Raw genomic sequence first — 12766 nt, forward strand, 5'->3', positions numbered from 1 at the left:
CTCGCGGCCGGGCGCCGGACGCCGAGCGCGCGCGACCGGGCGCGTGCCGCCGTACGCGCGGCGCGGGTGGCGGTCGACCTCAAGCTCCTCGGCCGTCCGCCGGCCGCGCCCGCAACGCAGGCGGTCGTCAGCGGCCGGCTGCACTCGCTGGCCCGCGACCGGGCGGCGATCAGTCACCACTACGACCTATCCAACCAGTTCTACTCGCTCATCATGGACGAGTCGATGGCCTACTCCTCGGCGTACTTCACCCACGAGGACGCGACGCTGGAGGAGGCGCAGCGGGCCAAGCTCGACCTGATCTGCGCCAAGCTCGGGCTCGGTCCGGGGTCGCGGATGCTCGACATCGGCTGCGGGTGGGGCTCGTTGACGGTGCATGCCGCGCAGCACTTCGGCGCTCGGGTGGTCGGGGTGACGATCGCCGCCGAGCAGCGCGACTTCGTCGAGCAGCGGATCAAGGCCGCGGGGCTCGAGGACCGCGCCGAGGTGCGGCTGTGCGACTACCGCGAGGTCACCGGCACGTACGACGCCGTCGTCTCGGTTGAGATGGGCGAGCACGTCGGGGAGAGGAACTACCCGACCTTCACGCGGATCCTGCACGACCGGGTGCGTCCCGGCGGCCGGGTCCTCGTGCAGCAGATGTCCCGGGCGGGCGGCTCGGGGGCCCGTCCGGGCGGGGGCGCGTTCATCGAGTCGTTCATCGCGCCCGACATGCACATGCGCCCCGTCGGGGAGACCGTTGCGCTGATCGAGTCGGCCGGCCTGGAGGTGCGGGACGTGCACGCGATGCGCGAGCACTACGTGCGCACGGTGGAGGAGTGGATCCTCCGCTTCGAGGCCAACGCCGACCGGCTGCGCGAGCTCGTCGGCGAGGAGATGCTGCGGGTCTGGCGGCTCTACCTCGTCGGCGGTGGCGCCGCGTTCCGCGAGGGCCGGATGGGGGTCGATCAGATCCTCGCCGTGCGGCCGGGCGCGGACCACGGCCTGCCGATGGAGCGGGCCTGGTGAACGCGCTCGTCATCGTCCTCGCCGGTGTCGCCGCGGTCGCCGTCGTGATGACGGCGGCCGCGATCACGGCGAAGCGCCAGGGCCGCGTCGCGATCGTCGATGCCGCATGGGGCGCCGCCTTCGTGCTCCTGGCCGTCGTGCTCGTCGGGGTCTCGGCCCTCCTGCGCGAGGACTCCGACGCCTCGCCGCGCTCGTCGTGGCTGCCCTGGCTGGTGGCCGCGCTGGTGGTGGTCTGGGGCGTGCGGCTGACCGCGCACCTCGTCGTACGCGTCCTCGGGTCCGATCACGACGACCCGCGCTACGAGGAGATGCTCGGCGGCAAGGCGACCGAGGTGCCGTTCGTCCAGATCGTGCTCAAGGTCTTCGCGCTCCAGGGCGTGATCGTGCTGCTCGTCGCGGCGCCGCTGTACGTCGTCGCGCTGGCCGACGTGTCGTGGTCGTGGTGGGTGCCCGTCGGCGTCGTGGTGTGGCTGGTCGGCGTCCTGATGGAGTCGGCCGCCGACCGCCAGCTCAAGGCCTATCGCGCCGATCCCGACCGGCCGCCGCTGCTGAGGACCGGCGTGTGGTCGTGGTCGCGGCATCCGAACTACTTCGGCGACGCCTGCGTGTGGTGGGGGATCTGGCTCGCCGGCGGCACCGCCTCGACCTGGTGGCTGGCGCTGATCACCTCCCTCGGCCCGATCGCGATGACGTGGTTCCTGACCGCCGTCTCCGGGGTGCGGCTGGCGGAGAGGCGCATGGCCGGCCGCCCCGGCTGGGACGAGTACGCCGCCCGCACCTCGGTCTTCGTCCCCCTCCCGCCCCGTCGACTGGGGCCCTAGATCTGCCGAATGGGGCCTTAGACCCGGCGAGTGGGGCTTCAGATCAGTCGAGTGGGGGCCCGCGTACGCCGAGTGGGGGCCTGCGTACGCCGAGTAGGCCCCTGCGTACGCCGAGTGCCGACCGCAGCCCCCACTCGGCGGATCCCGAGCCCCTACTCGCCGGGTCTAAGGCCCTACTCGACCGACGCAAGGCCCCATTCGGCAGATCTAGGGTCCTACTCGACCGACGCAAGGCCCCATTCGGCAGATCTAGGGTCCTACTCGGCGGGGTGCCTTGCCGAGGAGATGGGCGAGGGCGGTGGCGAGGTCGGGGTGGCGGAACTGGTGACCGAGCTCGCCGAGCCGCGAGGGGACGACGCGCTGGGAGGCGAGCGCGACCTCGTCGGCGCCCTGGCGGCCGAGCAGGACGGCGGGACCGAGCCGGGGGACCGGCAGCAGGGCGGGCCGCCGGAGCGTCCGGCCCAGCACCCCGGCGTACTCCTTCCCGGTCACCGGGTGCGGAGCGACGGCGTTGACCGGACCGGACAGCCGGACGTCGACCAGGGCCCGCAGGTAGACGTCGAGCAGGTCGTCGATCCCGATCCACGACAGCCACTGCTCGCCCGAGCCGAGCGGGCCGCCGAGGCCGGCGGCGAAGATCGGGCGCTGCAGCCTCAGCGCCCCGCCCCGGGGCGACTGCACGATCCCGGTCCGCACCGTCACGACGCGCCCGCCCGCGGCGGCCGCGGGCGTGGTGGCCGCCTCCCAGTCGCGTACGACGTCGGCGAGGAAGCCGTCGCCCGGCGGGCTCGACTCGGTGAGCGGCTCGTCCCCGCGATCCGCGCCGTAGAGCCCGATCGCCGACGCGCTCACGAACACCCCCACGCCGGCAGCGCCGGCCACCTCGGCCAGACGCCGGGTCGGCCCGATCCGGCTGTCGCGGATGGCGGCGCGATGTGACGCGGTGAACCGGCCGGCGATGTTCGCCCCGGCCAGGTGCACGACGGCGTCGACGCCCGACAGCAGGTCGGACGCCGGGTCCTCCGGCGACCAGCGCCGCTCGTCGGCCGCCGAGGCGGATCCGCGCACGAGCCGGATCACCCGGTGCCCACCCGTGGTGAGCAGTGCGCACAGCGCGGTCCCGACCAGTCCCGACGACCCGCTCACCGCGACCGTCAGGGGCGTCGGCCGCAGCGCGCGAGCCATCGCGTGCGCGGCCAGGTCGCCGGCGAGCTGGCGGTGCCGGTACCCGAACAGGGGCGAGACCACGAACCCGGGAGCCGTCGTCTCGACCCGATCGGTGAGGACGGTCCCCCGGTCGTCGGGGCCCGGCGCGAAGGCGTGCTCGTGCCGCCACGCGAGCGGCGCGACGAACGGCCGGGAGGCAAGGCGGTCGGCGAAGCGTCGTCCCTCGGCGTACGCCGACGGATCGTGCTCCGCGATCCAGCGCCGGCCTGCCGGCAGCCGCAGCACTGCGGTGCCGTCGCGGAGCGACGCCGCCTCCCGCTCGACGGTCACGGGCTGCCACGGCGGTGTCAGCCGCACGATCGCGCCGGGCCGCCGATGCCAGTCGAAGACCTCCTCGACGGGCGCGGCGAGCTGCTGGGTGAAGGTGTGCGTCACGACGTGGTCCTTCCCACTCAGAGGCGCTCGTAGTCGGCGAGCGCGCGCCTGCGCTCCTCGGCGTGGTCCACGATCGGCTCCGGATAGTCGCCGGGGAGCCCGTCGGGCGAGCGCCACGGCTCGTGCACGTAGCGCTCGGCGACGTCGGCCAGCTCCGGCACCCACCGACGCACGAAGTCGCCCGAGGGGTCGAACTTCCTCCCCTGGGTGACCGGGTTGAAGACCCGGAAGTACGGCGCCGCATCGGTGCCCGACCCCGCCGCCCACTGCCACCCGTGCTGGTTGCTCGCGAGGTCGCCGTCGACGAGGTGCGCCATGAAGTGCCGCGCCCCGTGGGTCCACTCGACCGCCAGGTCCTTGACCAGGAAGGACGCGACGACCATGCGGAGCCGGTTGTGCATCCAGCCCGTGGCGAGCAGCTGCCGCATCCCGGCATCGACGAACGGGTAGCCGGTGCGCCCCTCCTGCCAGGCCCCGAGCCGGGCGCGCAGCGTCGCGCCGCTCACGTACGGCAGCCGGGTGAGCTTGGGCTGGAAGTACTCCCGCGCGCTCTCGGGCCAGCGCGACAGCACCGCGGCGTAGAACTCCCGCCATGCCAGCTCGGTCCGGAAGGTCTCGTCGTCCGGGCCGAGCCCGTCGAGCAGCGTGCGCGGGTGGATGGCGCCCCACTTGAGGTAGGCCGACAGGTGGGAGGTGCGGTCGAGGTCGGCCCGGTCGCGGTCCCGGCCGTAGTCGCCGAGCCGCTCCTGGAACGCCTCCCACGCCTCGTGCGCCGCCCGCTCGCCCGCCTCCGGCAGCTCCACCCCGTCCGAGGGGCCTCTGCCGGGAAGCCGCTCGGTCCGCGCGCCCACCCACTCCACCGAGCCGGGGTCCGAGGGCGCCGGGACGTCCCAGCCGTGCTCGAGCCAGGCGCGGTAGAACGGCCCGAACACCTTGAACGCCGTGCCGCCGCCGGTGCGGACCCGGCCCGGCGCCACGGCGTACGGCGAGTCCGACTCGTTCAGCGGGATCTCGCCCAGCGCCGACCGCACCGCGTCGTCGCGTCGCCGGCCGTAGGGCCCGAAGTCGGCGCTGACGTGCACCTGATCGGCGTCGACCTCGCGCACCAGGTCAGGGACCACCTCGACGGGGTCGCCGGAGCGGACCACCAGCCGGGCGCCGTAGGAGCGCAGGTCGGCGTCGAGGGCATGCAGCGAGTCCAGCAGGAAGCGCCGCCGCGGCTCGCCGGCGCGGTCGTAGAGCCGGGGGTCGAGGACGAAGACCGGCAGCACCTCGCCGGCGCGCGCGGCGGCGAGCAGCGCACCGTGGTCGCGCAGGCGCAGGTCGCGGCGGAGCCACAGCACCGATCGGGTCATCCGCTTCTCCTTCTGTTGCGCGCCACCGAGAGAGTGAGCACCGAGAGCGCGACCCATACGGCGACGACGGCCCAGTCGCGGGCGGCGCCGGCGCCGCCGAACAGCACGATGTCGTCGGCCAGCGCGAGGCCGGCGCCGTGCGGCAGCCACGGCGTGACGGCGTGCCAGGGCTGGGGCACGAGCAGCGTCGGGGTGAACCGGCCGAGCGGTCCGGCGACCAGGAGGAACAGGATCCCCGAGGCCGCGATCCCGCCGAGGTCGAGCAGCGCCTCGAGGGCCGTCGTGGTCAGGGCCGCGGCGACGACCAGCGCCGTCACGAGGGGCACGGCGGTCCAGCCCAGCCCGGCGCAGGCGAGGCCCGCGACCGCGCCGACACCGCAGAAGACGACGAACCGGCCCGTGCCCGCGCGGAAGGTCGGCTCGAACGTCCCCCGCAGCCACGTCGCCACGATCGCCGCGAGGAACCCGAGCACGAGGGCCGCCAGCACCACGACGTACGGCGTCCGGCGGTCGTGCGGGATCGGGACCCGCTCGACGTCGACCCCGCGACCCAGCGAGCCGGAGACCTCGCCGACCGCGGCGGTGAGCGCCCGGCGCCCGGTCGACCCGGACGCGTCGGAGAGGTAGAGGGTGTCGGTGTCCGCGGTGAGGTCGATGACGACGGCCGCATCGGCCCGCCCCCGGCGTACGGCGTCGAGCGCGGCCGACGCCGAGGTGCCCGCCCACGCGTCGAAGACCGCCGGGTCCGCCTGCTCGACGAGCGAGGTGGAGACGACCGCCGGCCCGACGATGACGAGCCGGGCCTCGACGGGCCGGGAGGACGGCACCGCCCACGCCAGCACCGCCGCTGCGGCCGCGGCGAGGATCAGCAGGAGGGCGCTGATCCTGGCGCCGCGTCCCGTGACCATCCCCCGACCGTAGAGGATGTGCGGGTGGGACGACCCGGCTGGCGCGCGCAGGTGCTGTTCGTCGTCCTGCCGATCGCCGTGGTGGCGTTCCTGCTGGTCGCGCTGCTGCCCGACCACGACGTCACGTCGGTGGACGCGCCCCGCCGCGCGAGCCAGACCGAGTGCCTGCCGTTCACGCCGTCCACGGACGTCGCCGGGCTCAACGAGCTGGTCACGACGCTGCGTGGGAGCGACGAGTTCCAGGGCGCCGACGTCGGCGCGGACGTGCTGCTCAGCGACGGTCGCCGGCTCTGGGTCTTCGGCGACACCCTCCGCGCGGGCGGCTTCGTGCGGAACTCGATGCTGGTCTTCGACGACTCCTGCGCGAGCGTCGTCGTGCCGGCCGACGACGGCGCCGTCATCCCGAACCGCTCCGACGGCGTCGGCTACTGGCCGATGTCGGTCGCCAAGGTCGCCCGCGCCGGCTACGACATCGTCGGCGTCAGCGCCAATCGCGTGCGCGACGACGGCGACCCCGGCGACGCCTTCGCGTTCTCCAACCTCGGCCCGTCGGTCGCGCTCTTCATCGTGCCGACCGGCGGCACCCCGCAGCTGCTGCAGGTCGAGGACTTCGGGAAGGACAGCGACGACCGCTCCCGGCCCGCCTGGGGAGCGGCGGTCGCCGTCCAGGACGACTGGGTCTACCTCTACGGCACCGCGAACCCCGGCGAGGACCTCGTCTTCGGCTACTCGCTCCAGGTCGCCCGGGTGCGGATCGACGACCTGCTCGACCAGTCGCGATGGCGCTACTGGAACGGAGCCTCCTGGGGCCGCTCGGCCGCCAGGGCCGCCGTCCTGATCCCCGCCGTCGGGGGCGTCTCGCAGACGCTGAGCGTCTTCGCCGAGGGCGGCAGCTGGTACGCCGTCAGCAAGCGCGACGAGTTCGTCGGCTCCGACCTCGTGATCTGGAAGGCGCCCTCGCCGACCGGCCCGTTCGTCGCGAGCGACCCGGTCGCGAGCATCCCCTCGGGCGCCAGCGAGCTGCGCTACATGCCGCTGGCCCACCCCGACCTGCTGCCGCGGAAGGGCACCGTCGTCGTCTCCTACAGCCGGAACAACACCGACGTGTCCAAGGTGCAGGACGACCCGTTCCTCTACCGCCCCCACTTCCTGCGGGTGCCCCTGCCGTAGAGCAGTGCCGCGCCCGAGATCAGCTGGAGCGCGAGCGACGTGAGGACGAGCGCGGTCAGCGAGTGGGCGACCGACCGGCCGCCCTCGTAGACGACGTCCATGAGCGCGCTGACGACGCCGAAGGTGACGACGAAGCGCCACGCGCCCCAGGGGGCGCGTCCGCGGCGCCTGGAGCCCGCCGGGCTCACAGGGAGCCCAGCCACCAGCCGAGGCCGAGGGCCGCCATGCCGGCCGCGATCGACGCGACGACGTTGAGCGCCGCCGTACGCAGGTGGCCGCCCTCGACCAGGCGCAGGGTCTCGAAGGAGAAGGTCGAGAAGGTCGTGAGCGCTCCGCAGAAGCCGGTGCCGATGAGCGTCTGGGTCCAGCCCGCCCAGGCTCCGTGGGCGACGAGCGAGGCGACGAGGCCGAGGACGAGGCAGCCGGCCACGTTGACGGTGAAGGTCCCCCAGGGGACCTTCGAGGCGTGCCGGGACTGCACGACGAGGTCGGTGAGGTAGCGGGCGGGTGCGCCGACCAGCGCGCCCGCGACCACGAGCAGGGCGGTCATGAGGCGTCGTCCCGCCGGGCGTCGATCACGAGCCGGCCCACGGCCAGTCCCGCGGCCACGGCGATGAGGCCCGCCACGAGGGTGCTGCCGAGATAGAGGAGCGCGACGCCGGGAACGCCGGCCTGGTCGGTGCTCCGGACGTCGAGCATCCAGGTCGAGAAGGTCGTGTAGCCCCCGAGGATCCCGACGCCCACGAAGGGGCGGGTGTAGCGATGGTGCGCCCATACGTCGAGGACGAAGGCCATGAGCAGGCCGAGCAGGAGCGCGCCGCTGACGTTGGCGATCCAGGTCGCCCAGGGGAACTCGCCCGGGTCGTGCGGCAGCGCCTCGGAGAGCCCCCAGCGCGCCAGGCTGCCGAGCACGCCGCCGACCGCGATCGCGGGCAGCAGGTCGGCGTTCGACCGGATCAGGGTCAGCGGGTGGGGGTAGGGCCGCGGCTCGACGGTGACGTCGGGGTCGAGCGGGAGGCGCGGATCGGCCATCTCGTGCTCGATGCGACGGATCTCGTCGGGGGTCATGGGGACACACTCCTGCCTGGGTCAGACAGGGACTGTTGGCGCACCCGCTGCTCGCGGGTGTCACGGTTGTCGGCGAGCCCCACCGCCATCCGGGCTCAGTCTAGGACACCCGCCGCGCCGGCGTGGCCCTGCCCGGGAGGCGGCTCAGTGGACGGAGGTACGCCGGTCGGCGAGCTCGGCCCGCGCGCCGTCGCGCTCCGCGAGGTCGGTGGCCGGCTCGAACCACACGACCTTGCCCGCGTCGTCGAAGGTCACGCCCCACGCGAGCGAGGCGCGACTGACCAGCGACAGCCCGCGCCCGCTGAGGGCGAGCGCGTCGATGGTGGCGTCGCGGGGCAGCAGGGGCGCGGCCTGCGAGCCGTCGTGCACCTCGACCCGCGGGCGCTCGGCCGAGCCGAGGAGCTGGATCGTGATCGGGTCGCGACCGTGGAGGAAGGCGTTGCTCACCAGTTCGCTGATCGCCAGCTCCGCGCAGTCGGCGAGGTCGACGCGATCGATCTGTCTCAACGCCGCGACGACCCAGTGCCGTGCGTCCGGCGCCGCGTGTGCTCCGGGCCCGACGGTCATCGCCGGCTTGGTGAACGGCATCGCCGCCTCCTTTCCACCTGCTCCGAGATGGATTCCCCGCAGAGGGCTGTCCCATCCCCCCGGGTGAATGTGACCATACAGACGGACCCGGTGCTCGTCATCCACCGCTTGTGGCATAAGAATGGGTCGTGGATCGTTCTAATGAATGGATTCACAAGCGACACAGGTCGTCAGAGGGGAAGGTGCAGGAGATGTCAGAGCGCCACAAGGTCGTCGTCGTCGGGTCCGGTTTCGGCGGGCTCTTCGCCGCCAAGGGGCTGAAGCACGCCGACGTCGACGTCACCGTCATCGGCAGGACCACCCACCACCTCTTCCAGCCGCTGCTCTACCAGGTCGCGACCGGGATCCTGTCCCAGGGCGAGATCGCGCCGCCCACCCGGGAGATCCTCCACCGCCAGAAGAACGCGACCGTCCTGCTCGGCGAGGTCACGGGGATCGACCTGGAGAAGCGGACGATCACCTCCGACCTGCTCAACACGAGGACGACGCTGCCCTACGACTCGCTCATCGTCGCCGCCGGCGCCGGGCAGTCCTACTTCGGCAACGACCACTTCGCCGAGTTCGCGCCGGGCATGAAGTCCATCGACGACGCGCTCGAGCTGCGTGGCCGCATCTTCGGCGCCTTCGAGCTGGCGGAGCTCGCCGCCGAGCGGGGCGAGCCGATCGACACGCTGCTCACCTTCGTGGTGGTCGGCGCCGGGCCGACGGGGGTCGAGCTGGCCGGCCAGCTGGCCGAGCTGGCCCGGCGTACGCTCAAGCGGGACTTCAAGAACATCTCGAGCACCCAGGCCCGCGTCGTGCTCCTGGACGCCGCCGACCAGGTGCTGCCGCCCTTCGGCCCCAAGCTCGGCGCCAAGACCAAGAAGGCGCTGGAGAAGCTCGGGGTCGAGGTGGTCCTCGGCGGGATGGTCACCGACGTGGACGAGTTCGGCCTCGACGTGAGGTTCAAGGACGGCACCACGACCCGCATCGAGACCGTCACCAAGATCTGGGCCGCCGGCGTCCAGGCCGCCTCGATCGGCAAGACGCTCGCCGCGCAGTCCGGCGCCGAGCTCGACCGGGCCGGCCGGATCTCGGTCCTGCCCGACCTGACGCTGCCCGGCCACCCCGAGGTCTTCGTCGTCGGCGACATGATCAACCTCGACCACCTCCCCGGCGTCGCCCAGGTCGCGATGCAGGGCGGGAAGTACGCCGCCAAGTCGATCAGGCGGCGTCTGGCCGACAAGCCCGCGCCGAAGCCGTTCCACTACTTCGACAAGGGCTCGATGGCGACCATCAGCCGCTTCCGCGCCGTCGCCAAGATCGGGAAGATCGAGCTCACCGGCTTCATCGCCTGGCTGATGTGGCTCGCCGTCCACATCATCTACATCACCGGCTTCAAGAACCGCCTCACGACGGCCTTCCGCTGGGTGATCTCGTTCCTCGGCCGTGACCGCTCGGAGCGTACGACGACGCTGCAGCAGGTCTTCGCCCGCTCGGCGCTCGAGCGGATCCAGCGCCTGGAGGGCGAGAGCAGGGACGCGGTCCCCCCGCCCGCCACGGACGACGGTGACGTCGACAAGGCGGCCGCCGCCGAGCTCTCGCTCGAAGAGGCCGATTCGCGCAAGTAGCGCTCGCCCGGCGGCCCCGTGCGGGTCGCCGGGCGGCGTCCTCCCGCGCACACCGGGACGTTCCAGCCCTTCTGATCCGCCGCGAAGGGCCGGAGGGTCCGGTGTCTCGTGGGGTTGCCGTGTCCGGGGCCTCGGGTGCGCCGATCGCGGCCCGCCGAGGCTCAGGCGCGGTAGTCGCCCGACCCGCGGTAGTGCCGCAGCACCCGCATGAACTCCTCCGGGTCGACCATCGTGTCGTTGATGACGACCGCCGACATCCCACGGCGCAGGAAGCTCACCCGCCAGTCGGTGTCGCCCGGCTCGCCCTCGATCTCGATCGGCGTGTGTGGGTCGGCCAGGTCGAACTGCGTGCGGGTGCCCGCCCGCTGGATCGAGAGCCGGCTGCCGGTCATGTAGAGCAGCGCCACACTGTCGCCCGTCCGCGCCGCCCAGACGAAGGCGGTCGCCACGCCGACCACCGCCGCGACGCCGATCGCCGTGACGCTGCGGCTGGAGAAGGCCCACCAGCAGCACAGGACCGTGACCACCACGCCGCCGAGCAGGACGAGGCCGAGCACGCGGCTCTGGCGCGTCTGCGCGGCGAAGGTGAACTCGTGCGGCACGCCGGCCGGCGCGGCCGTGGCCGCAGCGGGAGCGGGCGCGGCGGACTCGGTCGCCGCGGGAAGGACGGCGGTCTCCGCCGGATCGAGGGCCTCGGCGGTCTCCGCGGCTTCGGGCGCCTCGACGGTCTCGGGCACCTCAGCGGTCTCGGGCGCCGCCGTGGCCTCGGTGGAGGTGGTCGACTCGGTGGTCTCGTCCGCGACGGTCTCGGCCGTCACCGGCTCCGCTGCGACAGGCTCCGCCGCGATCTCCTCGGCCGGGGTCTCCTCGGTCGAGGTCTCCTGCGTCTCGGTGGACGCGGCCGGCTCCTCGCCGACCGCGTGCAGGCCGAGCGCGTCCAGCCCGTCGGGAGCCTCCGGCGCCTCGGGCGTCTCCGCTGCGTCCGTCGTGTCGAGGGCGCCGAGCGAGGCGGCGATCTCGGCGGGGGAGCGGTTGTCGCCGTACGCCGGAGCGCTGGCCTGGATCACCGTGTCGACCCGGTCGACGGAGGGCTCCGGGGCCGGCTCCGGCTCGGGTGCCGCCGCGGCGGGCGGCCCGATGAGCGACGCGAGGAGGGCCTCGGTCGAGGAGGAGAGGCCGGGAAGGTTCAGCGAGGCGAGGATGTCGTCCACGGAGGCCTCGGGCTCCGGCTCGGGTGCCGGGAGGGGCTCCCGCGCAGGTGGGGCCCACAGCGGCCTCGGCGCGGGGACCGGCTCGGGCTCGACGGCAGCCGGCACGGGCGCGGGCTCCGGCTCCTCGGCGGCCTCGGGCTCGGGGGCAACCGGCGCGTCGGCCCCGGTCTCCTCGGTCTCTTCGGTTTCCTCGACCGCGATCTCCGCAGCGACGGGCTCGGGTTCGTGGACCGGCTCGTCCTCGACGTCCTCGGTGGCCGCCTCCTCCTCGGCGGCGGGCTCGTCCTCGACGGCCTCGATCGGCTCCGGCTCGGCGACCGGCTCCTCGGCAGGGGGTTCCTCCGCGACGGCTTCAGCCTCCTCGGCAGCGGGCTCGGGCTCCTCGGCGGCAGGCTCCTCCACGAGGGCCTCGATCGGCTCCGCCTCGACGGGAGGCTCCTCAGCGGGGACGTCCTCGGCGGGCTCCTCCGCGACGGCCTCGGCGACCGTCTCCGAGTCGGGCCTGGCGTCGGGCTCGGGCTCCTCCGGGACGGCGTCGACGACGGGCTCGGGCCCCTCCGCCTCGACCTCGGCGACGGGCTCCGCGACCGCCTCGGGATCGCCGGCCGCGGCCTCGGCGACAGGCCCCTCGTCGGCCTCCGCGGGCACGAGCGCGGTCGGGGTGGCGGTCGGGGCGGCGCCGCCCGCGAGACGGGCCAGTTCCTCGGTGATGCCGGCCAGCGCCGCGTCGGCGGCCGAGTGGATGGCGGTGGCCTCGTCGTTCTCGGCCCGCGTGGTCGCGAACGCCGCCTCCGCGACCGGCTCGAACGCCTCGTCCTCCTCGACGGACTCCGACGCCTCGGACGCCTCGGCGACCTCGTCGACGACCGGCTCCTCCACCACGTCGGCGGCCCCGGTCTCCGCCTCCACCGCGTCGCCCGGCCCGGGCTCGACGGCAGCGTCCGGGCCGACCTCCTCGGCCTCCTTCTTGGGGGCGGGGGTGCCGCGGTGGTTGAGCCACTGATCGAGGAGGCCGTCAGCCGAGTCGCTCATGAACTTCTCCCGGGTGGTGGATGTCTAGACGCCACCGCATCATGTCACCGCGTGTTCCCGCCGTCACGTGAACGCGCGGCCGGCCCGCCGTCGGGTTGGCGGGCCTCGTCCCGGCGACCATGAGGAAACCCGTGCGCGGTCGCCGACGTGCTCCGAGCGCGGCCCCCGCCCTCGGCGCACCGGCGGTGATGACCACTAGGCTTGGCGGTCGCGCCGTGCGGCAACGCCGTGCGGCCGTCGCGGGCCCTTAGCTCAGTTGGTAGAGCGTCGGACTTTTAATCCGCTGGTCGTCGGTTCGAGCCCGACAGGGCCTACCGCGCCGGGCCACCCGGCAGCCGACGGCACGAAGTCGTGAGCGCCGCGGCACCCCGGAGGGCGCCGTGGCGCTCACGA

At 73.8% G+C, this 12766-nt stretch carries 12 protein-coding genes and 1 tRNA gene; 5 read left to right on the top strand and 8 right to left on the bottom strand.

What is annotated here, in order from left to right; translation table 11 throughout:
• The coding region (locus tag QM572_RS19080; protein ID WP_415095561.1) for a class I SAM-dependent methyltransferase at positions 1 to 1008 on the top strand (1008 nt) is incomplete at its 5' end.
• Positions 1005 to 1829: a DUF1295 domain-containing protein gene (locus QM572_RS19085; protein ID WP_415095562.1), complete on the top strand. Its 825-nt coding sequence runs from the start codon at positions 1005 to 1007 to the stop codon at positions 1827 to 1829. The genes QM572_RS19080 and QM572_RS19085, both read left to right, overlap by 4 nt.
• Positions 1830 to 2078: 249 nt before the next feature.
• Here QM572_RS19085 and QM572_RS19090 read toward each other — a convergent pair whose 3' ends face one another.
• Genes QM572_RS19090 through QM572_RS19100 form a run of 3 tightly spaced genes read right to left on the bottom strand, consistent with a single transcriptional unit; the run spans position 2079 to position 5694 of the window.
• Positions 2079 to 3431: a TIGR01777 family oxidoreductase gene (locus tag QM572_RS19090; protein ID WP_415095563.1), complete on the bottom strand. Its 1353-nt coding sequence runs from the start codon at positions 3429 to 3431 to the stop codon at positions 2079 to 2081.
• A gap of 17 nt (positions 3432 to 3448) precedes the next feature.
• Positions 3449 to 4786 (bottom strand): cryptochrome/photolyase family protein, encoded by a 1338-nt coding sequence (locus QM572_RS19095; RefSeq protein WP_415095564.1) that lies wholly within the window; start codon positions 4784 to 4786, stop codon positions 3449 to 3451.
• Positions 4783 to 5694 carry a hypothetical protein gene (locus tag QM572_RS19100; RefSeq protein ID WP_415095565.1) on the bottom strand — a complete coding sequence of 304 codons (912 nt, stop codon included), beginning with the start codon at positions 5692 to 5694 and terminating at the stop codon, positions 4783 to 4785. Before QM572_RS19100 ends, QM572_RS19095 begins: the two co-directional genes overlap by 4 nt.
• A gap of 24 nt (positions 5695 to 5718) precedes the next feature.
• Between QM572_RS19100 and QM572_RS19105 the strand changes: the two genes are divergently transcribed.
• Positions 5719 to 6864, top strand: coding sequence for a DUF4185 domain-containing protein (locus QM572_RS19105; protein ID WP_415095566.1), 1146 nt, complete (start codon positions 5719 to 5721; stop codon positions 6862 to 6864).
• On the opposite strand, the gene QM572_RS19110 is transcribed toward QM572_RS19105, so the two are convergent.
• From QM572_RS19110 to QM572_RS19125, 4 genes are all read right to left on the bottom strand, one after another.
• Entirely contained in the window at positions 6828 to 7067 is a 240-nt protein-coding gene (locus tag QM572_RS19110) for a hypothetical protein (RefSeq protein ID WP_415095567.1), read from the bottom strand. The two genes, QM572_RS19105 and QM572_RS19110, sit on opposite strands and share 37 nt — an antisense overlap.
• On the bottom strand, positions 7049 to 7414 hold the full coding sequence (gene crcB, locus QM572_RS19115; RefSeq protein WP_415095568.1) for a fluoride efflux transporter CrcB: 366 nt from the start codon (positions 7412 to 7414) through the stop codon (positions 7049 to 7051). Before crcB ends, QM572_RS19110 begins: the two co-directional genes overlap by 19 nt.
• Complete coding sequence (locus QM572_RS19120) at positions 7411 to 7932, bottom strand: fluoride efflux transporter FluC (protein WP_415095569.1); 522 nt, start codon at positions 7930 to 7932, stop codon at positions 7411 to 7413. The genes crcB and QM572_RS19120 overlap by 4 nt, the downstream gene beginning before the upstream one ends.
• 144 nt (positions 7933 to 8076) lie before the next feature.
• Entirely contained in the window at positions 8077 to 8520 is a 444-nt protein-coding gene (locus QM572_RS19125) for an ATP-binding protein (RefSeq protein WP_415095570.1), read from the bottom strand.
• Positions 8521 to 8711: 191 nt separating this feature from the next.
• On the opposite strand from QM572_RS19125, the gene QM572_RS19130 reads away from it, so the two are divergent.
• Positions 8712 to 10130 carry an NAD(P)/FAD-dependent oxidoreductase gene (locus tag QM572_RS19130; protein ID WP_415095571.1) on the top strand — a complete coding sequence of 473 codons (1419 nt, stop codon included), beginning with the start codon at positions 8712 to 8714 and terminating at the stop codon, positions 10128 to 10130.
• Positions 10131 to 10291: 161 nt separating this feature from the next.
• Here QM572_RS19130 and QM572_RS19135 read toward each other — a convergent pair whose 3' ends face one another.
• Complete coding sequence (locus tag QM572_RS19135; protein WP_415095572.1) at positions 10292 to 12373, bottom strand: hypothetical protein; 2082 nt, start codon at positions 12371 to 12373, stop codon at positions 10292 to 10294.
• A gap of 241 nt (positions 12374 to 12614) precedes the next feature.
• Here QM572_RS19135 and QM572_RS19140 point away from each other — a divergent pair.
• A tRNA-Lys gene (locus QM572_RS19140) sits at positions 12615 to 12687 on the top strand.
• Positions 12688 to 12766: the final 79 nt, after the last annotated feature.

Source organism: Nocardioides sp. (assembly GCF_047607365.1).
GTDB lineage: Bacteria > Actinomycetota > Actinomycetes > Propionibacteriales > Nocardioidaceae > Nocardioides.